Below are 23,841 nucleotides of genomic sequence, written 5' to 3' on the forward strand. Positions count from 1 at the left end.
TATATGGTTAAAAAAGGAACCAGAAAGGATGCTTTTTACACTGAAAAAAGTGATTGGCAATATGTTGCTGCCACTTCCGCTGATGTTGTTAATTATTGGCGCTGGCCTGGCGCTGCTGTGGTTTAGCCGTTTTCAAAAAACCGGGAAGATTTTTATTAGCATTGGGTGGCTGGCACTCTTGTTATTGAGTTTGCAACCGGTAGCCGACCGCCTGCTGCGTCCCATCGAAAGCACCTATCCGACATGGAATAATTCGCAAAAAGTGGACTATATCGTGGTGCTCGGAGGTGGTTATACCTGGAACCCGCAGTGGGCACCGAGCTCTAATTTAATCAATAACAGTCTGCCACGCCTGAATGAAGGTATTCGCTTATGGCGCGAAAATCCGGGATCAAAACTGATCTTCACGGGAGGCGTAGCAAAAACCAATACGGTGAGTACAGCGGAAGTAGGTGCCAGAGTTGCGCAATCGCTGGGCGTGCCGCGCGAGCAAATTATCACCCTGGATTTGCCAAAAGATACCGAAGAAGAAGCTGCGGCAGTGAAACAGGCGATTGGTGACGCCCCTTTCCTGCTGGTGACCTCCGCATCACATCTGCCGCGGGCGATGATCTTTTTTCAGCAGGAAGGGTTAAATCCGCTACCAGCCCCGGCGAATCAGTTGGCCATCGACTCGCCGCTTAACCCGTGGGAACGGGCAATCCCTTCTCCGGTCTGGCTGATGCATAGCGATCGTGTTGGCTATGAAACGCTTGGCCGCATCTGGCAGTGGCTGAAAGGTCCGTCAGGCGAGCCACGGCAAGAGTGATTTTGATGCCAGATCGAAGTTGCGCCGACTAAATCGTCCGGTATTAACCAGTTGCGCAACTTCATCCCATAACACATACAACCAACGCCGCCAGATGAACGACTCCGCCACTGGCGCGCGTTGCAGGTAACTCCAGAGCAAATCTTCCGCCAGAGAATTATCCATTAGTCGGAACAGTTCGTATTCTCGCGGTGCCCAAAGCATTAGTCCCGGCCCGACCATCGCCAGTAACTGATCGCTGCGCGAATCTTTCAGCATGCTGCGTAAACAGAAGTTACCGTGAATCAACACACAATTGTCGTTAAAGCCTTCAAATAATGCCGGGAGACATTCGCGAGTGCGAAACAGGATCCGCTTATCCTGCATCGTCAGACCGGTGTTATTGAACTGATTGAGCGTGGTCCATAGCACTTCAACATGTTGCCGGTACCATGAGGGCCAGAAATTTTCCTGAGTATTGTCGACCGCGCCGACGCAACCGCGACTGTCCTGACGGTGCCAGGCCAGTAAGGCTTCAACGATTTGGTCTTTGAGTTGTTCCCAGCGTTCTGGTGTTCGGGCTGGTGCCTCCACCGAAACACCACGCATCCGCTCCAGTAGCAGGACATCGGGGCCGGGGTGTTCTTCATGCGTCATCACACCATAAATAGTCGGCATACGGACAGTCCCACTTCTTGCCAGCATGGTGGTTTTCCATGCCAGTTGTCGGGCTTTTCCGGGCGTACTAAAGCTTCTTGCCATTAACGGCATTGGGTTTCCCTGGCTGTCATACAAAGCCCACAACGCCGTATCCGCTTTTTCATTGACGCACTCAATACGACTGAGTTTTTCGCCCAGTAAATGGCTTAATTCGGCACGCAGCTGTTCCATTCAGATTACCCTCATAAAAGCTACTGCTTTCATAATGAGCGCCAATATAAAAGATGTCACCTGAATGAGATCAATTGTTGAAAAGAAAAATTGAGGAAAATCGTAACGGTACGACACTCCTCCCAAAATTGGCTGAAGTGTCGTGAAGTGAAATTAGCGCATTTCAGCGCGAACGCGCTCAAGATCTTCAGGGGTATCCACACCTGTGCCAGGAACTTCCTGAGCAACAGCAACATGGATTTTTTCGCCGTACCACAGAACACGAAGCTGCTCTAACATTTCGATGTGTTCTAACGGACTTGCCTGCCAGTTGACGTAACGACGGATAAAGCCTGCACGGTAGCCATAAATACCAAGATGACGCAGGAAGTTATCGCCAACGGTTTCAAGGCCTTCTGCAAAACGATCACGATCCCAAGGAATGGTGGCGCGAGAGAAGTACAGTGCATACCCTTCAGCGTCGAGAACCACTTTCACCGCATTCGGGTTAAACGCTTCTTCCGCATTGTGGATTGGCACCGCCAGAGTCGCCATACCCACCTGACGCTGAGCGAGGTTATCAGCAACCTGACGAATGATTGTCGCAGGGATCATCGGTTCATCACCCTGCACATTAACGATCACCGTGTCGTCGCTGAATGCGCATTTTTCGACAACTTCCGCCAGGCGTTCTGTCCCTGACTGGTGATCGGCGCGCGTCATACATACTTCACCGCCAGCGGCTTCAACGGCGCGGGCGACATCCTCATGATCGGTTGCCACGATGATGCGATCGGCACCTGATTCGCGAGCACGTTCAAGAACATGAACAATCATGGGTTTGCCATTAATATCAACCAATGGTTTACCGGGCAGACGCGTTGACGCGTAGCGCGCGGGAATAATGACCACAAAACTCATGATTTACTCTCATCAGCAGTCAGCACGCGGGCTTCCGTTTCCAGCAACACTGGAATGCCATCACGCAGCGGGAAAGCCAGGTTGTCCAGTTTGCAAATAAGTTCTTGTTTTTCTTGGTTATACCAAAGTTTTCCGTTGCAAACCGGGCAGGCAATGATTTCAAGCAGACGATGATCCATAGTTCCTCCAGATGGATCGGGTTATGAATGCATAAATCTTATCATAATCATTTATGCGACGGGGTCTATTTCCCAGCCAGTGCGGCAATCAGTAAAGAGACCTTGCGGGCAGCGTCCTAATGTCACCCGCGTTGCCTGCTGCCAGCTCGCGAAATCAGTAATCGCCTGACGTAACCCTTTTTGCAGCATTGTCGTTGGTTTAATGCCTTCCTGTAACCACAGAGAGATAACTTCAAGGATGCCTGTCTGGCGATGCATTTTGGCATCCATTCGCCCAACTAATTGCCCACGATGTAATAATGGCAGAACAAAATAGCCATACTGGCGTTTCGGCGCTGGGGTATAGCACTCCAGCCGGTAGCTAAAATCAAAAAGCTGCTCTGCGCGTTTGCGATCCCAGACAACAGGATCAAAAGGCGAAAGTACCGCGCTGTGCGTTGCAGTGAGCTTTCCGGCCAGCGCACGCTCGAGTAGCGGCAGCAAATCAGCATGCAGCCAAAGATTGCCCAATTTTTCAACATGCACAGCAATGATTTGCTGCTGTTCAGCCCTCGCTTCGCGCCACGCCGCCAGTGCCGGACGTTTCAGCCGATAGTAATCTGCCAGCCACTGTTCGCGGAATATTCCCAGGCTACGCGCACTGTTATCCAGCATGATGATTTCTGCTTCTGTTTGCGAAACGAGATCGCGCTCATCATCCCAGTCAGGCATGACACGGTGGGTTAAATCATAAACGCGCTGGAAGTTGCGCCGTTCAATCACCATCACCTTTCCGGCAGTAAATAAACCTTCCAGATGCCGTTTATGCGGCTTCCATTCCCACCAGCCGCTTGCACCTTTACGAGGATGCTCAAAATCGGCTGAACGTACCGGCCCCTTATCATGAATATGCTGAATTAACTGTGCAATTTCCGCCTCATGTTCCTGCATCCAGGCGTCTTTGTATTTCCAGCCCATTTTTTCAGGTGCCAGCATGCGGTGGCGAATAAGACGAAAGTCGCTGCGTGGCATAAAGCAGGCTTCATGCGCCCAGTATTCCATTAATTCGCCACGCGCCAGAGACTCATCCAGCCACTGGGCAGGATAATTTCCCAGACGACTGAAAAGCACCAGATATGGACTACGGGCAACAATATTGATGGTATCGATTTGCAGCAAGGACATGCGGGAGATCGTTGCCGGAATATCCTCCAACGACGCTCGACGGCGGGGTTTGTTTAACAGGCCTTGTGCGGCAAGGTGAAGATTACGCGCATCAGCAAGGGAGAGGTGCGGCAGCGACATTCATGACTCCATCAATCGAACGCTGCCGCGGCGTAACTAGTTGCCAGAAGCCAGCGAGGTTAGTTGCGTAAGCAGTTTCGCTGGTTCATCACCTGAAAGCTGTGCGTCTACAGGCAAATACCACCAATTTTCTTCTGCAAAGGCCCGGCATTTCACCGCATCTTTTTCAGTCATTACCAGCGTTTGCCCGGTGCTTACCAACGCGCTGACATCCGCATGGTTCAAAGACTGATGATCGGCCAGCGGTACACATTTTTCCGGTTGTACGCCGCACATCTTCAGCGTGGCAAAAAAGCGCGGCGGATGCCCAATCCCTGCCATCGCCACCACATGTTCAAGCTGAGCAACATCACAACGCGTACCGGTACGTAAATTCACCGCCTGACCCGGCAGCAGATGCATGGGGATTTCACCGCTGCGGGGGACACCGCCGTTGACGATTACCGCATCAACTGACTTTAAGCGCCCCGCTCGCTCACGCATTGGCCCCGCCGGCAACCACCAGCCATTGCCAAAGCGACGCACACCATCAATAACGACAATTTCCACATCACGCGCCAGACGGTAATGCTGTAAACCGTCGTCGGTTACGATGATCTGCACATCAGGGTGTTGCGCCAGAATGGCTTTTACCGCATCAGAACGAACGGGAGAAACCGCAACAGGCGCATCAGTGCGTTGATAAATCAACACAGGTTCATCACCCGCCTGTGCTGTTGTGGTATCTGCCGACAATAACAGCGGATTAGATTCAGCCTTACCACCATATCCCCGCGATACGACCCCCACGCGAATTCCGCGCTGTTGCAACTGTTCCACCAGCCAGACAACGACCGGGGTTTTTCCGTTGCCGCCTGCGGTGAGATTACCAACCACGACAACCGGTACGGGGGCACGCCAGGCGCGCTTCAGTTTTAGTTTATAGCAAAGACGGATCGCGCCACTCACCAGGCCATACAACCAGGAGAGTGGCAGCAATAGCCGCCACAAAGGGGATTCACCAGACCAGATTTTTTCGATCATTGGCCAAACTGCATTTTGTGAAGTTGCGCGTAAACGCCGCGGTGCTCAAGCAAATCGTTATGCGTACCGCGTTCCACAATGACACCATCCTCGACGACCACGATTTCGTCTGCCTTTTCAATGGTAGACAAGCGGTGGGCAATCACCAGAGAGGTACGGTTTTTCTGCAACTCATCCAGTGCCGCCTGAATCGCACGTTCGGATTCGGTATCCAGAGCCGAGGTAGCTTCATCCAGAATCAGAATCGGGCTATCACGCAGCAAGGCTCGAGCGATAGCAATACGCTGACGCTGACCGCCAGAGAGCAGCACGCCGTTTTCACCAATCACTGTATCGAGACCGTTATCCATCTTATTGATGAAGTCCATGGCGTAGGCCATACGCGCCGCTTCTTCAATTTGCTCACGGCTGTACTGTTCAGTCCGTGCGTAAGCAATGTTGTTAGCAACCGTATCGTTAAACAGATGGACATTCTGCGACACCAGAGCAACCTGGTTACGTAACGACGCCAGGGTATACTCGCGCAGATCGTGACCATCCATCAGGATTTCGCCTTCATCAATATCGTAAAAACGAGTGATCAGGCTGGCGATGGTTGATTTACCTGAACCAGAGCGTCCAACCAGAGCAACCGTCTTCCCTGCCGGAATTTTCAGGTTGATGTTACGCAATGCAGGTACGTCACGTCCCGGATAAGTAAAGGTGACATTGCGGAATTCCACGTCGCCAGTCGCACGCTCGATCACGCGCTTACCTTCGTCTTTCTCCTGCTCACTGTCCAGAATGGTAAACAGCGTCTGACAAGCCGCCATACCGCGCTGGAACTGGGCGTTAACGTTGGTCAGTGATTTCAGCGGACGCATCAGTGCAATCATTGAAGAGAAAACAACGGTAATCGTACCGGCAGTCAGGCTATCCATGACACTTGGGAAGCTCGCCGCATACAGAACAAACGCCAGCGCCAAAGAGGCGATCAGCTGAATGATCGGATCAGAGATGGAAGAGGCTGAAACCATTTTCATCCCCTGAAGACGCATTCGGTTGCTGACTTTATCAAAGCGTTTCGTTTCCACTTCCTGACCACCGAAAATCAATACTTCTTTGTGGCCCTTCAGCATTTGTTCGGCGCTGGTGGTCACCTGCCCCATGGTGTTCTGCATGTTTTTACTGATGTTGCGAAAACGCTTCGATACTACGCGAATCGCAATCGAAACAATCGGTGCCAGCACAATCAAAATGATCGACAGTTGCCAACTGTAATAGAACATCATGATGAACAGGCCGATGATTGACGCACCTTCACGCACAACCGTTATCAGTGCGCCGGAAGAAGAAGAAGCAACCTGTTCGGAATCGTAGGTGATACGTGACAACAGCGTCCCCGTTGACTGTTTGTCAAAAAATGAAACCGGCATTCCCATCATGTGACCAAACAGGCGGCGACGCATGGTCATTACCACCTTTCCTGATACCCAGGAGATACAGTAGCTGGAGACATAGCTGGTGATACCACGTAAAATCATCAGCCCGATCACCACCAGCGGCATCCACACCAGCACGGAGCGATCTGTTTTACCAAAGCCATCATCAAGAAGTGGCTTAAGGAGCGATAACATGAAGGTATCGCTGGCTGCGTTGAGGATTAACGCTACGCCCGCCACGATCAGACCCGCTTTAAAAGGCGCAATGGTTGGCCACAGTCGGCGGAACGTCTGCCACGTAGAGAGATCTTTGTCGTTATGCATTCAAAAAACCAGCATTTGTTGAAATAGCCGCATATTCTACCCGTTATCCACTGGCACGCCAAACCACTGATGATACCAACGAGGTAAAATTTGCTCTCTGAGGCTGCTAATCCGCCAGCCTTGCGCTGAAAAATTGACCGTCACTTGACCCTGATGTGGAGTATCAAGCCATTGATATCCTTGCTGTTGATAGCGATGCTTAACTTTATTAGAGGGCAATCGCCATGCGTTATAGCGCGATGCCGATGCGAGTGCCACTTTTCCATTCACTCGCTGAATTAATGGCAACGATGATGAGGTATTACTGCCATGGTGAGGTACCTGAAGCAATGTTGTCTGCACTTGCTGCCAGTAACGGCTTAGCATCTTTTGTTCAGCGGGGACTTCAATATCACCGGTTAGAAGAATGCTATTCGTCCCGTCATCAACCTTAACCACACAGGAATGGTTATTTCCTTTATCGTTGCTAGCTTGTAAAGGCCAGTGCACGCTGAAACGCAATCCTTGCCATTGCCACGCTTCGCCACGCACACAGGGCTGATGATGTTCCCAGTTTAACGGACTTCTGATCCATAACATCGGCCATGTGTGCAATATTGAGTCCAGCCCTCCCCGGTGATCCAGATGTTCATGACTCAGAATAACGCCTTCCGGTTCAAGATTATGCCAGTGGAGCCAGGGGATAATCAGTTGTTGCCCACTATCCCCTTCGGGCCAGGCCAGTCCTGTGTCATAGAGAATCGCTTTGCCGTTTCTGGCTATCACCATTGCCAGCCCTTGCCCGACATCAAGCATGTACACCTGCCACTCGTCAGGTCGAGGTTTTTGCCACAGCGGCCAGCACATCAGCAAGCCTACAGCCACACACATTGCTGGCAACGTTCGCCAGGCGTTTAATCGCCATACCACCAGTAAGAACCATGGGGAAAATGATAGCCATTGCCAACGTTCAGCAATGTTGATCCACCCTTCTGGCAAACTCTTTAACCCCCAGAAAAGTAAAGCCAAAGACCGGTCGGCAAGAAACCATAACCCTTGCTCCAGGATTAACGGCCCGCTTAAATGCACAACCATCGCGGCGAGGATCAACGGAACCGTGATAAATGTCACCAAGGGAATTGCTAATAGATTTGCAATAAACGAGGTCAGACTAATGCCATGAAATATGACGATTTGCACAGGCATAAGCAGGAGTGTGATTCCCAGTTGCAAATGAATGAGGGAAACAACTGCACGCAATACCGGCGGCAGTTGCCACTCAGGACAGGGAAACCACTGGTACCAAAAAATCAGTGCCGCGACCGCAGCGGCAGAGAGCCATAAACTTTGCGAGAGAATGGCAACAGGATCCATCAGCAAAATTGCCGCCAGACAACATATCCATACATCCCAGCCACTCCACTGTCGCCCACTTAACTTAAGCATTCCCCACGTAGCAAGCGCCACCACGGTACGCAATGCAGGAGGTTGCATTCCCGTCAACCAGGCATAAAAAGCAGCACAGCAGATTCCACCAATTAATGGCATTTGCCAGTGGATCCAGCGCCCAGGCAGATAAACTTGCCCACCGCGAATGAGTCCGGCAGCCAGCAACGCCGCAAAAGCGATGTGCAATCCCGATATCGCCATTAAATGCGCCGTTCCAGTATCACGCATGATATTTTTGATTTCTTTGGGGACGGATAACCGTTCCCCCATACCTAAACCAAGAATAACCGCATTCCACATATAGGGTTACAGCGTTGTTTGTAGTGACGCCAGATACTGTGCACGCAGGCTACAATTCGGTTCAATGACACTTGCCTGCAGAAAGCGGCCGGTGAGCGGCTGATGCTGGGCAATGGCATAACGCTGGCTATCAAAGCCGCCATCATTAAGTTGGCCATGAACTGCACGAACTTTGAGTTTCATTGACCATTGTTGTCCAGCACAAACCGCTTGCGGAAGATATTCGCCATACAGCACAAGGCCTGGCGCAGGGAATATACGTCGACCTTGTAGATGAGTAATTTGACCGTAATGAGTGGTCATGCCGTCAGTTGCAGTGATCTCAACAATTGCATCCTGCGTCGCGCCAGTTAAGGTTTCTCCTGCCCACAAAATTTGCTTTGCTGATAATATGCCCCAAACGAAAAACAGCAACGTCAGCGCGATATAACGGACGGTTTTAACAGGGATAAATGCCAGTACGCAGGCGAAGAGAGTCAGAAACGCAAGGGTTAATGTCCCAGGCAATTGGGGCAAAATCAGCAACGGAAAAATTCCGCAAATTATGCATACGCCGACTGTCGTTATTTTCATACACCCCTCCCTGTTTATGGAAAGTGTGCAACTTTGTTGAGCGGTTGTCTGGTGGGAATTTTGCGTTCCCCGAGGCACATTCAGAAGAATTTAACGAAAGGGTGAAAACTGCTCAAAACTCTGCGAGGCAGCTTCCAGTTCCTGATTAGAGAAATGAAAAAAGCACCCGACAGGTGCTTTTCTCGCGTTCAAGTTTGAGTAAAAACTTAACCGTAAATATTGGCGCGATCGCGCAGTTCTTTACCAGGTTTAAAGTGAGGAACGTATTTTCCTTCCAGTTCTACTTTATCGCCAGTCTTCGGATTACGTCCGGTACGTGGTGCGCGGTAGTGCAAAGAGAAACTGCCGAAACCGCGGATTTCAATACGCTCGCCCTGCGCAAGAGTCGAGGCCATATGCTCCAGCATCTCTTTTACTGCATCTTCAACCGTCTTGGCGGGAATGTGCGATTGCTGGGTGGCAAGTCTTTCTATCAATTCTGACTTGGTCATGATTCCTCCGGTTCCTTAAAGGCAAATTAAGCGGCTGCTGTTGCTGCATTGATTAAGGGCGGCCGTAGCCGCCCTTAGTGCTTGATTACAGGACGAAACCTGCAATCTGTCAAGTAAACTCAACAAACTTCGGAATAAAAATCCCGAAGAGTCAGAGAATTACTCGCCTTTAGCTGCTTTGAAAGCTTCAGCCATTGCGTTGTTGGAGAAGTTTGCATCTTCCTGTTTGTTAACAGTTGCGATTGCATCTTTCTCGTCAGCTTCGTCTTTCGCACGAACAGACAGGCTGATTGCGCGGTTTTTACGATCAACGCCGGTGAATTTAGCTTCAACTTCGTCGCCAACGCTCAGAACCAGGGTAGCGTCTTCAACGCGGTCACGGGATGCTTCAGAAGCACGCAGGTAACCTTCAACGCCGTCAGCCAGTTCTACGGTTGCGCCTTTAGCGTCAACTGCAGTTACTTTACCGGTTACGATAGCGCCTTTCTTGTTCAGAGCAACCCAGTTGTTGAACGGATCTTCTGCGAGCTGTTTAACGCCCAGGGAGATACGTTCACGTTCTGCGTCAACCTGCAGAACAACTGCAGCGATTTCGTCGCCTTTTTTGTATTCACGAACTGCTTCTTCGCCTGCAACGTTCCAGGAGATGTCAGACAGGTGAACCAGGCCGTCGATGCCGCCGTCCAGGCCGATGAAGATACCGAAGTCAGTGATAGACTTGATTTTACCTTCAACACGGTCGCCCTTGTTGTGGGTTTCCGCGAACTGCTGCCACGGGTTAGCTTTGCACTGTTTCAGACCCAGGGAGATACGACGACGTTCTTCGTCGATATCCAGAACCATAACTTCCACTACATCGCCAACGTTAACAACTTTGGACGGGTGGATGTTTTTGTTGGTCCAATCCATTTCGGAAACGTGTACCAGGCCTTCAACGCCTTCTTCGATTTCAACGAAGCAGCCGTAGTCGGTCAGGTTGGTCACGCGACCAGTCAGTTTGGTACCTTCCGGATAACGTTTAGCGATAGCTACCCACGGATCTTCGCCCAGCTGTTTCAGGCCCAGAGATACACGGGTACGTTCGCGGTCGAACTTCAGCACTTTAACAGTGATTTCGTCGCCCACGTTGACGATTTCGCTCGGATGCTTAACGCGTTTCCAGGCCATGTCAGTGATGTGCAGCAGGCCGTCAACGCCGCCCAGATCAACGAATGCACCGTAGTCAGTGAGGTTCTTAACGATACCTTTAACTTCCATGCCTTCCTGCAGGTTTTCCAGCAGCTGATCGCGCTCTGCGCTGTTTTCGGATTCGATAACGGCACGACGAGAAACAACAACGTTGTTGCGCTTCTGATCCAGCTTGATTACTTTGAATTCAAGCTCTTTGCCTTCCAGGTGCAGAGTGTCACGCACCGGACGAACGTCTACCAGAGAACCTGGCAGGAACGCACGAATACCGTTCAGCTCAACAGTGAAGCCGCCCTTAACTTTGCCGTTGATAACACCGGTAACAGTTTCAGCATCTTCGTAAGCTTTTTCCAGCGTGATCCAGGCTTCGTGACGTTTAGCTTTCTCACGGGACAGCAGAGTTTCACCGAAGCCGTCTTCTACTGCGTCCAGAGCAACGTCAACTTCGTCACCTACCTGGATTTCCAGCTCGCCCTGGGCGTTTTTGAACTGCTCAGCCGGGATGGCGGACTCAGATTTCAGACCAGCGTCAACCAGTACTACGTCTTTGTCGATAGCAACAACAACGCCACGAACGATAGAACCCGGGCGGGTTTCGATTTCTTTTAAGGACTCTTCAAAGAGTTGAGCAAAAGATTCAGTCATGTTTAATCTTCAGGTTTATATTTAACGTCCACCTGGCTCCATGCCGGATGGGGTTGTTTAACATACCCGCTGTCATTCCATTGCAACGGGGGTACTGCAAATTCGGTCGCTTATGCGAGAGCCAATTTCTGGCGCGCGTATTGTAGCGCTTTTTCAATCACTTGCTCAATGCTTAAGGTGGTGGAATCCAACACTAAAGCATCGGCTGCCGGAACCAGTGGCGCTACCGCTCGGTTACGATCGCGGTCGTCGCGTTCTTTGATCTCGGCCAAAAGGCGCTCAAAGTTAACACTAAAGCCCTTCTCCTGCAACTGTAGCATGCGGCGATGCGCTCGTTCTTCCGAGGAGGCGTCAAGGAAAATTTTCACTGGCGCATCAGGGAATACCACCGTTCCCATGTCGCGGCCATCGGCAATCAGGCCTGGTAATTCGCGAAACGCGCGTTGGCGACGCAATAATGCTTCACGAACGCGTGGGAATGCCGCGACTTGTGAAGCTGCATTCGCCACTTCCTGAGTACGAATTTCGCCGCTGACATCTTCCCCTTCGAGGATCACTTCCAGATTGCCATTGGTTGACACAAAACGTACATCCAGATGGGATGCCAGCGGTACCAGCGCATCTTCTGACGCAACATCAACATGGTGATGTAATGCCGCCAATGCCAGTACGCGATAAATTGCACCCGAATCCAGCAGATGCCATTGCAATGCTTCCGCCATAGCCTTACACAAGGTGCCTTTCCCTGCACCGCTTGGGCCATCAATGGTAATAACCGGGGCAATTGCCGTCATCTTTATCTCCTTAAAACAGGCGTACCGTTAACATAACCGCGCGCATTATACGCGCCGACGCCACAAATCGTTAACGTTGTGTGCAAAAACCAGTTTTGTCTGTATTCAGATGGGGATTTATTGCGCAATTATAGCGGGCTGGCAGAAGACCAGCCCGAAAGATGACAATGATTTACTTACCAGAGGCGATACGATCACGGATGTGTTGCGCACGCTCTGTTGATGGTGGGTGAGAGTCAAACATGGACTGGGTGCGACCGCCATCCAGACTAGCCAGTTTTTCAAAGCTGCCAACCAGCCCCTGGGTGCTGATGCCACGTTTCTTCAACAGATCAAAGGAGAAATCATCTGCTTCGGACTCTTTATCACGGGAGTATTTAGCATTAATAGCGCCTTCTGCGATATCACCCAATTGTGAGCGGGAAAGCTGGGAAGCCACTCCGCTGGTAGCTGAAATGGCATCGCGTGCGGCAACGATCGCATAAGAAGCTTTCATTTCAGCCAGCGAGTGACCCAACGCGACGTGGCCCAGTTCATGGCCCAGAACACCTTCAATTTCGTTGTCATTCATCATGTCCATCAGGCCACTGTAGACACGGACACAGCCGTTCGCCATCGCCCATGCGTTGACGTCGCTGGTCATATAAACCTTATAGTTGACCGGCGTGCCATTAATATTGTTACCCAATGCTTTGGCGATTTTTGCCAGACGTTTACCGTACTTGCTGGATTTACTTGCGACTTGATTGCCGCTGTCCATTTCGGCACAGCCCTGATTGGCAATCGCTTTTGCATCGGCATCGCTTAATGTTGCTGCTTTATAGGCATTTAAACCGGAGCTGATAGCCATATTGGTATCAATACCGTGGGTATTTTGACACCCTGTCAGTAATGCTGCAGAGGTCGCAATCGCCAGCAGTAATTTAGTATTCTTCATGTGAATCATCCGTTGATTAATCATATATAAATATTATGTATCAACAACTTACATTGACAAGCGACGCTACCATTAATCAAAATGACTCACAAGGTCCGAAAAAAAACGCCGACAATGTGCCGACGTTTTGATAAAGAAAGATTTGGCTATTTATCGCCCGTTGTTCATTCAGGCTGCCTGGCTAATCCGCGCCAGCTGCTCGAAATAATCCGGAAATGTTTTGGCCGTGCATTTGGGATCAAGAATCGTCACTGGTGTATCTGACAACGCCACCAGCGAGAAACACATCGCCATCCGGTGATCATTGTATGTCGCGATCTCGGCAAAGTTCAGTTTTTCCGGAGGAGTGATACGAATGTAATCGTGCCCCTCTTCCACTTCCGCGCCGACTTTACGCAGTTCTGTTGCCATCGCAAACAGGCGATCGGTCTCTTTAACACGCCAGTTATAGATATTGCGCAGCGTGGTGGTGCCTTTTGCAAATAACGCCGCCGTGGCAATGGTCATCGCCGCATCAGGAATATGGTTCATATCCATATCAATAGCGTTCAGTTCACCACGCGTGCAGGAAATATAATCATCGCCCCAGCAAATGGTCGCGCCCATTTTTTCCAGCACATCAGCAAAGCGAATATCACCCTGCATACTGTTACGTCCAATACCGGTCACTTTTACAGTGCCGCCTTTGATTGCTGCTGCTGCCAGAAAGTAAGAAGCCGAAGATGCATCGCCTTCGACCAAATAAGTACCCGGAGACTGATAAGACTGCCCGCCTTTTACGACAAATTGTTGATAGTGCTGATTTTCAATTTCAACACCAAACGTCTTCATCAGATTGAGTGTGATGTCGATATAAGGTTTAGAAACCAGATCGCCTTTAATACGAATCACCGTATCTTCCGGCGCAAGAGGCGCAGTCATTAACAGTGCGGTGAGGAATTGGCTGGAAACGGAGCCATCAACGTCAACGTTGCCGCCAGTAAAGCCGCCCTGTAAACGCAACGGCGGATAATTTTCTTGTTCCAGGTAAGTGATCTTCGCCCCGCCCAGGCGCAGCGCATCCACCAGATGACCAATCGGGCGTTCTTTCATACGCGGCTCACCGGTCAGCACAATATCATTGCTACCCAGACAAAGAGCTGCCGCCAGCGGACGCATTGCCGTTCCGGCGTTACCGAGGAACAACTCCAGGGCACCTTCTGCGTGTAATGGACCGCCGTTACCGATAATTTCGCAACGCGTACGATCGGCTGAAAGCGTATAGCTTACCCCTAACGCTGTTAATGCATTCAGCATATGGCGCACGTCATCGCTATCCAGCAGATTGGTTAATACTGTTTTGCCGTGTGCTAATGCCGCCAGCAATAAAGCGCGGTTAGAAACGCTCTTGGAACCGGGCAGATTAATAGTGCCATCGACACGAGCGATGGGTTGTAACGTCAGGGATTCCATGAACTCAACTCTCTACAACAGAAATAAAAACCCCACAGGCTGGCTGTGGGGATTAAGCAAAATTTCGGCATTAACCGTGACGGCGTTCGAACTCAACCATGAAGTCTGTCAGCGCTTTAACGCCTTCCAGCGGCATGGCGTTATAAATAGAAGCGCGCATTCCGCCGACCACACGGTGACCTTTCAGTGCATGAAGGCCAGCAGCAAAAGACTCTTCAAGGAACAATTTGTCAAGCGCACTGTCCGCCAACTGGAACGGCACGTTCATCCGCGAACGGTTAGCTTTCGCCACGTCATTGCGGTAGAAATCGCTGTTATCAATCACCCCATATAGCAGTTCTGCTTTTTGCTGATTGATTTTATCCATTTCAGCTACACCGCCGTTCGCTTTCAGCCATTTAAAGACCAGACCAGATAGATACCAGGCAAATGTCGGCGGCGTGTTAAACATGGAGCCGTTATCGTTGAGGATGGAATAATCCAGAATCGACGGACACGCGATATTCGCTTTGCCCAGCAAATCTTCACGAACGATGACGATTGTCAGGCCAGCCGGGCCGATATTTTTCTGCGCGCCAGCGTAAATCACGCCATAACGGCTGACGTCAATCGGACGGGAAAGAATGGTTGAAGAGAAGTCGGCGGCGACCACCACATCTTTGCCGAAGTCTGGCGTTTCGTCGATGGCGATACCGTCGATGGTTTCATTCGGGCAGTAATGCATATAAGCAGCATTATCAGAGAGTTGCCATTCACGCATTGGCTTAACCGCGCGCAGACCATCAACAGTCACTTTGGCGTCAAAGACATTAGGCGTGCAGTATTTTTTCGCTTCTTTAATGGCACTTGCCGCCCAGTAACCGGCATCAACATAATCTGCGGTGGTTTTATCACCGAGAATATTCAGCGGTACCGCAGCAAACTGACCGCGACCACCGCCATGGCAGAATAATACCTTGTAGTTGGAGGGGACATTAAGAAGATCGCGAAAATCCTTCTCGGCTTCCTCTGCAACCTGAATGAACTCTTTGCCACGGTGACTCACTTCCATCACCGACGTACCAAGACCGTTCCAGTCGCGCAGTTCCTGTTGAGCCTGTTTAAGCACCTCTGCCGGTAGCATTGCCGGACCAGAACTAAAATTGAAGATTTGAGCCATTTCCCCTCACCACGTTGCGTTGCTATTAACCCGCGGTCAATCGATTGCGACCACAGGTAATACATTATTCCTGTGGCTATCGGTTTTATCATTCAGTGACACACATCGCAATGAGTAAAACCGTTGAGGGCAAAAATGTGGCTTGCATCACACAAAAGAATCTCTCGGATTATTAGCAAAAAGCCGATGTTTTTACTGTCAGGTCACCCGTTTTGCCCGACTTGCCTTCGTCCATTCTGGATTTGCACAGCGCGGACATAATTGTTTTTCCCCCGCTTTCATATGAATGATTTCACTACAACGAATACAGGCATAGTCCGCCGACTCCGGCACCACTTTGTAACGCTGCGTACAATCACTGGGTAAAATAAGTAAACCCGGTTTCACCTTGTCATCTTCAAAGAAATAGACACTGATTTGCCCGTTGGTTTCGAGAATCGCCAGACGTACCTGCCCCAGCTGCTCCACGCCACGCAATCGTAGCTCCATAAAGAACTCAAATTCCGTCATGTTGGAGTTATTGAGTTTCGACCAGGCCAGCTCGCCATCTTCAATAATAACAACCGGCTTACCTTCCAGTAAATCTTCCAGTTTTTCACTGTGCGCCATCAACCACATTACCAGGCGGTATAACAACGCCAGAGTGATAAAGACGATAAGTACCGGCACCATCGGCACATCATCATAAAACGCCACATCTCCCGCCGCTGAACCCAGCGTGAGAATGATTAACACTTCAAACAGCGACATCTGTCGCACACCGCGTCTTCCGGTCATTTTGAGGAACAAAAAAACCAGTACAAAGGTATAAAGACTACGTAGTGCAACTTCGCCAAGGAAATCAAAAGGCACTTTATCAAATGCCATACGGTGGAGATCGAACGCCTTCATTTTTATGCTCTTATCGTGGTTTATCCGCTAAAAGCATAGTCAACAGTTCATCGGCATGGCGGCGGTGATAGCGCCTTTGAGATAAAACCCGTATTATTGCGCGCTTTCCGTACGACTAAAGTGATTTTCATGACGCAAACATTTATCCCCGGCAAAGATGCCGCTCTGGAAGATTCCATCGCTCGCTTCCAGCAAAAACTTTCAGACCTCGGCTTTCAGATTGAAGAGGCCTCCTGGCTGAATCCTGTGCCTAACGTCTGGTCTGTACATATTCGCGACAAAGAGTGCGCACTGTGTTTTACCAACGGTAAAGGCGCAACCAAAAAAGCGGCGCTGGCTTCTGCACTTGGTGAATATTTCGAGCGTCTCTCAACCAACTACTTTTTTGCTGATTTCTGGCTGGGCGAAACCATCGCCAACGGTCCGTTCGTGCATTATCCCAACGAAAAATGGTTCCCACTGACCGAAAATGACGATGTGCCAGAAGGACTACTCGATGACCGTCTGCGCGCGTTTTATGATCCGGAGAATGAACTGACCGGCAGCATGCTGATTGACCTACAATCCGGTAACGAAGATCGTGGTATTTGCGGCCTGCCGTTTACGCGTCAGTCCGACAATCAGACCGTTTATATTCCGATGAATATCATTGGTAACCTGTACGTCTCCAACGGTATGTCCGCAGGTAATACCCGCAACGAAGCACGCGTTCAGGGATTGTCTGAAGTTTTCGAACGCTACGTGAAAAACCGCATTATTGCTGAAAGCATCAGCCTGCCAGAGATCCCGGCAGACGTGCTGGCGCGTTACCCAGCAGTAGTTGAAGCCATCGAAACGCTGGAAGCGGAGGGTTTCCCAATCTTCGCTTATGACGGTTCGCTTGGCGGCCAGTATCCGGTGATTTGCGTGGTACTGTTCAATCCTGCTAACGGTACCTGCTTTGCCTCTTTCGGTGCGCATCCTGATTTTGGCGTAGCACTGGAACGTACCGTGACCGAGCTGCTGCAAGGTCGTGGCCTGAAAGATTTGGATGTGTTTACTCCGCCAACCTTCGATGATGAAGAAGTCGCTGAACATACCAACCTCGAAACGCACTTTATCGATTCCAGCGGTTTAATCTCCTGGGACCTGTTCAAGCAGGATGCCGATTATCCGTTTGTGGACTGGAATTTCTCCGGCACCACGGAAGAAGAGTTCGCCACGCTGATGGCTATCTTCAAAAAGGAAGATAAAGAAGTTTATATTGCCGATTACGAGCATCTGGGTGTCTACGCTTGCCGCATTATCGTGCCTGGCATGTCCGATATTTATCCGGCTGAAGATCTGTGGCTCGCGAATAACAGTATGGGCAGCCATTTACGTGAAACGATTCTTTCGCTACCAGGCAGCGAGTGGGAAAAAGAAGATTACCTGAACCTCATCGAGCAACTGGATGAAGAAGGTTTTGATGACTTTACCCGCGTGCGTGAGCTGTTGGGTCTGGCGACCGGGTCGGATAACGGTTGGTACACCCTGCGTATCGGTGAATTAAAAGCCATGCTGGCGCTGGCTGGTGGCGATCTGGAACAGGCTCTGGTCTGGACCGAATGGACGATGGAGTTTAACTCATCAGTATTTAGTCCGGAACGCGCCAACTATTATCGCTGCCTGCAAACGTTGTTATTACTGGCACAGGAAGAAGATCGCCAGCCGCTGCAATATCTGAATGCGTTTGTTCGCATGTACGGCGCAGATGCCGTAGAAGCCGCCAGTGCGGCAATGAGCGGCGAAGCGGCGTTTTACGGCCTGCAACCGGTAGATAGCGATCTGCACGCGTTTGCTGCACATCAGTCGTTGTTGAAGGCCTACGAAAAGCTGCAGCGCGCCAAAGCAGCATTCTGGGCAAAATAAAATCAAATAGCCTACGCAATGTAGGCTTAATGATTAGTCTGAGTTATATTACGGGGCGTTTTTTTAATGCCCCGCTTTACATATATTTGCATTAATAAAATAATTGTAATTATAAGGTTAAATATCGGTAATTTGTATTTAATAAATACGATCGATATTGTTACTTTATTCGCCTGATGCTCCCTTTTAATTAACTGTTTTAGCGGAGGATGCGGAAAAAATTCAACTCATTTGTTAATTTTTAAAATTTATTTTTATTTGGATAATCAAATATTTACTCCGTATTTGCATAAAAACCATGCGAGTTACGGGCCTATAAGCCAGGCGAGATATGATCTATATCAATTTCTCATCTATAATGCTTTGTTAGTATCTCGTCGCCGACTTAATAAAGAGAGAGTTAGTGTGAAAGCTGACAACCCTTTTGATCTTTTACTTCCTGCTGCAATGGCCAAAGTGGCCGAAGAGGCGGGTGTCTATAAAGCAACGAAACATCCGCTTAAGACTTTCTATCTGGCGATTACCGCCGGTGTTTTCATCTCAATCGCATTCGTCTTCTATATCACAGCAACCACTGGCACAGGCACAATGCCCTTCGGCATGGCAAAACTGGTTGGCGGTATTTGCTTCTCTCTGGGGCTGATTCTTTGTGTTGTCTGCGGAGCCGATCTCTTTACTTCCACAGTGTTGATTGTTGTTGCTAAGGCGAGTGGGCGCATCACCTGGGGTCAGTTGGCGAAAAACTGGCTAAATGTCTATTTTGGCAACCTGGTCGGCGCACTGCTGTTTGTACTTTTAATGTGGCTTTCCGGCGAGTATATGACCGCAAATGGTCAATGGGGACTAAACGTCCTACAAACCGCCGACCACAAAGTGCACCATACTTTTATTGAGGCCGTCTGCCTTGGTATCCTGGCAAACCTGATGGTATGTCTGGCAGTATGGATGAGTTATTCTGGCCGTAGCCTGATGGACAAAGCGTTCATTATGGTGCTGCCGGTCGCGATGTTTGTTGCCAGCGGTTTTGAGCACAGTATCGCAAACATGTTTATGATCCCGATGGGTATTGTAATCCGCGACTTCGCATCTCCGGAATTCTGGACCGCTGTCGGTTCTGCACCGGAAAATTTTTCTCACCTGACCGTGATGAATTTCATCACTGATAACCTGATTCCGGTTACGATCGGCAACATTATCGGTGGTGGTTTGTTGGTTGGGTTGACATACTGGGTCATTTACCTGCGTGAAAACGACCACCATTAATGGTTGTCGAAGTACGCAGTAAATAAAAAATCCACTTAAGAAGGTAGGTGTTACATGTCCGAGCTTAATGAAAAGTTAGCCACAGCCTGGGAAGGTTTTACCAAAGGTGACTGGCAGAATGAAGTAAACGTCCGTGACTTCATTCAGAAAAACTACACTCCGTACGAGGGTGATGAGTCCTTCCTGGCTGGCGCTACTGAAGCGACCACCACCCTGTGGGACAAAGTAATGGAAGGCGTTAAACTGGAAAACCGCACTCACGCGCCAGTTGACTTTGACACCGCTGTTGCTTCCACCATCACCTCTCACGACGCAGGCTACATCAACAAGCAGCTTGAGAAAATCGTTGGTCTGCAGACTGAAGCTCCGCTGAAACGTGCTCTTATCCCGTTCGGTGGTATCAAAATGATCGAAGGTTCCTGCAAAGCGTACAACCGCGAACTGGATCCGATGATCAAAAAAATCTTCACTGAATACCGTAAAACTCACAACCAGGGCGTGTTCGACGTTTACACTCCGGACATCCTGCGTTGCCGTAAATCTGGTGTTCTGACCGGTCTGCCAGATGCATATGGCCGTGGCCGTATCATCGGTGACTACCGTCGCGTTGCGCTGTACGGTATCGACTACCTGATGAAAGACAAACTGGCACAGTTCACTTCTCTGCAGGCTGATCTGGAAAACGGCGTAAACCTGGAACAGACTATCCGTCTGCGCGAAGAAATCGCTGAACAGCACCGCGCTCTGGGTCAGATGAAAGAAATGGCTGCGAAATACGGCTACGACATCTCTGGTCCGGCTACCAACGCTCAGGAAGCTATCCAGTGGACTTACTTCGGCTACCTGGCTGCTGTTAAGTCTCAGAACGGTGCTGCAATGTCCTTCGGTCGTACCTCCACCTTCCTGGATGTGTACATCGAACGTGACCTGAAAGCTGGCAAGATCACCGAACAAGAAGCGCAGGAAATGGTTGACCACCTGGTCATGAAACTGCGTATGGTTCGCTTCCTGCGTACTCCGGAGTACGATGAACTGTTCTCTGGCGACCCGATCTGGGCAACCGAATCTATCGGTGGTATGGGCCTCGACGGTCGTACCCTGGTTACCAAAAACAGCTTCCGTTTCCTGAACACCCTGTACACCATGGGTCCGTCTCCGGAACCGAACATGACCATTCTGTGGTCTGAAAAACTGCCGCTGAACTTCAAGAAATTCGCCGCTAAAGTGTCCATCGACACCTCTTCTCTGCAGTATGAGAACGATGACCTGATGCGTCCGGACTTCAACAACGATGACTACGCTATTGCTTGCTGCGTAAGCCCGATGATCGTTGGTAAACAAATGCAGTTCTTCGGTGCGCGTGCAAACCTGGCGAAAACCATGCTGTACGCAATCAACGGCGGCGTTGACGAAAAACTGAAAATGCAGGTTGGTCCGAAGTCTGAACCGATCAAAGGCGATGTCCTGAACTATGATGAAGTGATGGAGCGCATGGATCACTTCATGGACTGGCTGGCTAAACAGTACATCACTGCACTGAACATCATCCACTACATGCACGACAAGTACAGCTACGAAGCCTCTCTGATGGCGCTGCACGACCGTGACGTTATCCGCACTATGGCGTGTGGTATCGCTGGTCTGTCCGTTGCTGCTGACTCCCTGTCTGCAATCAAATATGCGAAAGTTAAACCGATTCGTGACGAAGACGGTCTGGCTATCGACTTCGAAATCGAAGGCGAATACCCGCAGTTTGGTAACAATGATCCGCGTGTAGATGACCTGGCTGTTGACCTGGTAGAACGTTTCATGAAGAAAATTCAGAAACTGCACACCTACCGTGACGCTATCCCGACTCAGTCTGTTCTGACCATCACTTCTAACGTTGTGTATGGTAAGAAAACTGGTAACACCCCAGACGGTCGTCGTGCTGGCGCGCCGTTCGGACCGGGTGCTAACCCGATGCACGGTCGTGACCAGAAAGGTGCTGTAGCGTCTCTGACTTCCGTTGCTAAACTGCCGTTTGCTTACGCTAAAGATGGTATCTCCTACACCTTCTCTATCGTTCCGAACGCACTGGGTAAAGACGACGAAGTTCGTAAGACCAACCTGGCTGGTCTGATGGATGGTTACTTCCACCACGAAGCATCCATCGAAGGTGGTCAGCACCTGAACGTTAACGTGATGAACCGTGAAATGCTGCTCGACGCGATGGAAAACCCGGAAAAATATCCGCAGCTGACCATCCGTGTATCTGGCTACGCAGTACGTTTCAACTCGCTGACTAAAGAACAGCAGCAGGACGTTATTACTCGTACCTTCACTCAATCTATGTAATTAGATTTGACTGAAATCGTACAGTAAAAAGCGTACAATAAAGGCTCCACGAAAGTGGGGCCTTTTTTAGCACGAGAGCCTTTTTTGTCAGCTATCTATACTTTAAGGTGACTGCCAAAACAGACTCGACGTAGCCTTCGAGCTGCGCACCAACACGGCCTCAGATGGGCCACATCTGGAGAAACACCGCAATGTCAGTTATTGGTCGCATTCACTCCTTTGAATCCTGTGGAACCGTAGACGGCCCAGGTATTCGCTTTATCACCTTTTTCCAGGGCTGCCTGATGCGCTGCCTGTATTGTCATAACCGCGACACCTGGGATACGCATGGCGGTAAAGAAGTTACCGTTGAAGATTTAATGAAAGAGGTGGTGACCTATCGCCACTTTATGAACGCTTCCGGCGGCGGCGTTACCGCATCCGGCGGTGAGGCAATCCTACAAGCTGAGTTTGTTCGTGACTGGTTCCGCGCCTGCAAAAAAGAAGGCATTCATACCTGTCTGGACACCAACGGTTTTGTTCGTCGTTACGATCCGGTGATTGATGAACTGCTGGAAGTAACCGACCTGGTAATGCTCGATCTCAAACAGATGAACGACGAGATCCACCAAAATCTGGTTGGAGTTTCCAATCACCGCACGCTGGAGTTCGCCAAATATCTGGCGAACAAAAATGTGAAGGTGTGGATCCGCTACGTTGTTGTCCCAGGCTGGTCTGACGATGACGATTCAGCGCATCGCCTCGGTGAATTTACCCGTGATATGGGCAACGTTGAGAAAATCGAGCTTCTCCCCTACCACGAGCTGGGCAAACACAAATGGGTGGCAATGGGTGAAGAGTACAAACTCGACGGTGTTAAACCACCGAAGAAAGAGACCATGGAACGCGTGAAAGGCATTCTTGAGCAGTACGGTCATAAGGTAATGTTCTAATTTCCCCGTAAAGCGGCAACTTTATTGAGTTGCCGCTTTTTTATTCCGCGCTTCATTCTGCTACAGCGTTTTTAACACATCTTATAGTGCATCTACCATATCCCGTACCTGAGATAATAACGACTGATAATAGCTCGCGTGAAGTTCTTCCCCATCGAATACCACTGTATTACACAAGAAAGTGACATCGGCATCTTCAATACCAAGATAACTGCACATATTTTTTAAATAATCGCTTATATTTTTTTCCCAGCCCATCTGGACAAATGATTCTTTGTCTCCTCCAACCAGCGCCACCCAACGAACTTTATTGAATGGTAATTTGTGCCCATCTCCATAAGCCAGCCCATTATTCCATACTCTGTCAATATATCCTTTTAGCATTGCCGGGAAGCTGTACCACCAGAGAGGAAAAACCACCACTAACGTGTCATGCTCAAGCAGCTCTGAATAAAGCTGATGAACCTCTGGAGAATAACGTTTATCCATATTCTTCCAGTCTGGTTCATCTTCCGACGTCATCACCGGGTTGAAATTACGCCGATATAAATCGAGTTCCGTCACCTGTATTTTCCGCTCCATTGCCCGCTGATGGATCGCATCAGCAATATGTGCGGTCAATGAATCATGACGAGGATGGGCCCATACCAAATAAATACGTTCAGACTGCATAATTTTACCTCCACGTTAAGTTCTGGAGCGCACTTTACGCAGGCGGCATAATCCTGTAAACGTGATGATTCAGGATGAGT

The 23,841-nt window shown here is 49.9% G+C and carries 19 protein-coding genes and 1 pseudogene; 5 read left to right on the forward strand and 15 right to left on the reverse strand.

Going from position 1 to position 23,841, the window contains the following annotated elements:
• Window positions 1–28: 28 nt before the first annotated feature.
• The gene (elyC, locus tag FTE26_RS19725) at window positions 29–808 is read left to right on the forward strand and encodes an envelope biogenesis factor ElyC (protein WP_000899599.1); all 780 of its coding nucleotides are present in this window, start codon (window positions 29–31) and stop codon (window positions 806–808) included.
• Here elyC and FTE26_RS19730 read toward each other — a convergent pair.
• The 14 genes and pseudogenes from FTE26_RS19730 to FTE26_RS19795 all read right to left on the reverse strand — a co-directional run bounded on the left by FTE26_RS19730 (window position 785) and on the right by FTE26_RS19795 (window position 16,667).
• Window positions 785–1,678, reverse strand: coding sequence for a YcbJ family phosphotransferase (locus FTE26_RS19730; RefSeq protein WP_000436922.1), 894 nt, complete (start codon window positions 1,676–1,678; stop codon window positions 785–787). The two genes, elyC and FTE26_RS19730, sit on opposite strands and share 24 nt — an antisense overlap.
• Before the next feature lie 153 nt (window positions 1,679–1,831).
• Window positions 1,832–2,578, reverse strand: coding sequence for a 3-deoxy-manno-octulosonate cytidylyltransferase (gene kdsB, locus FTE26_RS19735; protein ID WP_000011589.1), 747 nt, complete (start codon window positions 2,576–2,578; stop codon window positions 1,832–1,834).
• Window positions 2,575–2,757: a protein YcaR gene (ycaR, locus tag FTE26_RS19740; RefSeq protein WP_000350058.1), complete on the reverse strand. Its 183-nt coding sequence runs from the start codon at window positions 2,755–2,757 to the stop codon at window positions 2,575–2,577. Before ycaR ends, kdsB begins: the two co-directional genes overlap by 4 nt.
• Before the next feature lie 51 nt (window positions 2,758–2,808).
• A complete protein-coding gene (gene ycaQ / locus FTE26_RS19745; protein ID WP_000056529.1) occupies window positions 2,809–4,041 on the reverse strand; it encodes a crosslink repair DNA glycosylase YcaQ in 1,233 nt (410 codons plus the stop codon).
• A gap of 36 nt (window positions 4,042–4,077) precedes the next feature.
• Entirely contained in the window at window positions 4,078–5,064 is a 987-nt protein-coding gene (gene lpxK / locus FTE26_RS19750) for a tetraacyldisaccharide 4'-kinase (protein ID WP_000570525.1), read from the reverse strand.
• Window positions 5,061–6,809 carry a lipid A ABC transporter ATP-binding protein/permease MsbA gene (gene msbA / locus FTE26_RS19755; protein WP_000551270.1) on the reverse strand — a complete coding sequence of 583 codons (1,749 nt, stop codon included), beginning with the start codon at window positions 6,807–6,809 and terminating at the stop codon, window positions 5,061–5,063. The genes lpxK and msbA overlap by 4 nt, the downstream gene beginning before the upstream one ends.
• 36 nt (window positions 6,810–6,845) lie before the next feature.
• A pseudogene (locus FTE26_RS19760) lies at window positions 6,846–9,110 on the reverse strand (ComEC family protein).
• Window positions 9,111–9,316: 206 nt separating this feature from the next.
• Window positions 9,317–9,601 (reverse strand): integration host factor subunit beta, encoded by a 285-nt coding sequence (gene ihfB / locus FTE26_RS19765; RefSeq protein ID WP_000167336.1) that lies wholly within the window; start codon window positions 9,599–9,601, stop codon window positions 9,317–9,319.
• A gap of 159 nt (window positions 9,602–9,760) precedes the next feature.
• A complete protein-coding gene (rpsA, locus tag FTE26_RS19770) occupies window positions 9,761–11,434 on the reverse strand; it encodes a 30S ribosomal protein S1 (protein WP_000140327.1) in 1,674 nt (557 codons plus the stop codon).
• Between the two features lie 110 nt (window positions 11,435–11,544).
• On the reverse strand, window positions 11,545–12,228 hold the full coding sequence (cmk, locus tag FTE26_RS19775; RefSeq protein ID WP_000125016.1) for a (d)CMP kinase: 684 nt from the start codon (window positions 12,226–12,228) through the stop codon (window positions 11,545–11,547).
• Window positions 12,229–12,400: 172 nt separating this feature from the next.
• Window positions 12,401–13,165, reverse strand: coding sequence for a metallopeptidase YcaL (ycaL, locus tag FTE26_RS19780; protein WP_001295345.1), 765 nt, complete (start codon window positions 13,163–13,165; stop codon window positions 12,401–12,403).
• Window positions 13,166–13,333: 168 nt separating this feature from the next.
• Entirely contained in the window at window positions 13,334–14,617 is a 1,284-nt protein-coding gene (aroA, locus tag FTE26_RS19785) for a 3-phosphoshikimate 1-carboxyvinyltransferase (RefSeq protein ID WP_000445231.1), read from the reverse strand.
• 70 nt (window positions 14,618–14,687) lie between these two features.
• The gene (gene serC / locus FTE26_RS19790) at window positions 14,688–15,776 is read right to left on the reverse strand and encodes a 3-phosphoserine/phosphohydroxythreonine transaminase (RefSeq protein ID WP_000057149.1); all 1,089 of its coding nucleotides are present in this window, start codon (window positions 15,774–15,776) and stop codon (window positions 14,688–14,690) included.
• 198 nt (window positions 15,777–15,974) lie between these two features.
• Window positions 15,975–16,667, reverse strand: a complete 693-nt coding sequence (locus FTE26_RS19795; RefSeq protein WP_000642849.1) for a DUF421 domain-containing protein — start codon at window positions 16,665–16,667, stop codon at window positions 15,975–15,977.
• A 129-nt stretch (window positions 16,668–16,796) separates the two neighbouring features.
• Between FTE26_RS19795 and ycaO the strand changes: the two genes are divergently transcribed.
• From ycaO to pflA, 4 genes are all read left to right on the forward strand, one after another.
• Window positions 16,797–18,557, forward strand: coding sequence for a 30S ribosomal protein S12 methylthiotransferase accessory factor YcaO (gene ycaO / locus FTE26_RS19800; RefSeq protein ID WP_001297197.1), 1,761 nt, complete (start codon window positions 16,797–16,799; stop codon window positions 18,555–18,557).
• A gap of 405 nt (window positions 18,558–18,962) precedes the next feature.
• Window positions 18,963–19,820: a formate transporter FocA gene (gene focA / locus FTE26_RS19805; RefSeq protein WP_000642546.1), complete on the forward strand. Its 858-nt coding sequence runs from the start codon at window positions 18,963–18,965 to the stop codon at window positions 19,818–19,820.
• A 54-nt stretch (window positions 19,821–19,874) separates the two neighbouring features.
• On the forward strand, window positions 19,875–22,157 hold the full coding sequence (gene pflB / locus FTE26_RS19810) for a formate C-acetyltransferase (RefSeq protein WP_001292822.1): 2,283 nt from the start codon (window positions 19,875–19,877) through the stop codon (window positions 22,155–22,157).
• A 191-nt stretch (window positions 22,158–22,348) separates the two neighbouring features.
• On the forward strand, window positions 22,349–23,089 hold the full coding sequence (pflA, locus tag FTE26_RS19815; RefSeq protein WP_000111043.1) for a pyruvate formate lyase 1-activating protein: 741 nt from the start codon (window positions 22,349–22,351) through the stop codon (window positions 23,087–23,089).
• An 81-nt stretch (window positions 23,090–23,170) separates the two neighbouring features.
• Here pflA and FTE26_RS19820 read toward each other — a convergent pair whose 3' ends face one another.
• On the reverse strand, window positions 23,171–23,761 hold the full coding sequence (locus FTE26_RS19820) for an NAD(P)H oxidoreductase (protein WP_001190375.1): 591 nt from the start codon (window positions 23,759–23,761) through the stop codon (window positions 23,171–23,173).
• Window positions 23,762–23,841 lie beyond the last annotated feature (80 nt).

It is taken from the genome of Escherichia sp. S10b, from assembly GCF_028421345.1.
GTDB lineage: Bacteria > Pseudomonadota > Gammaproteobacteria > Enterobacterales > Enterobacteriaceae > ECMA0423.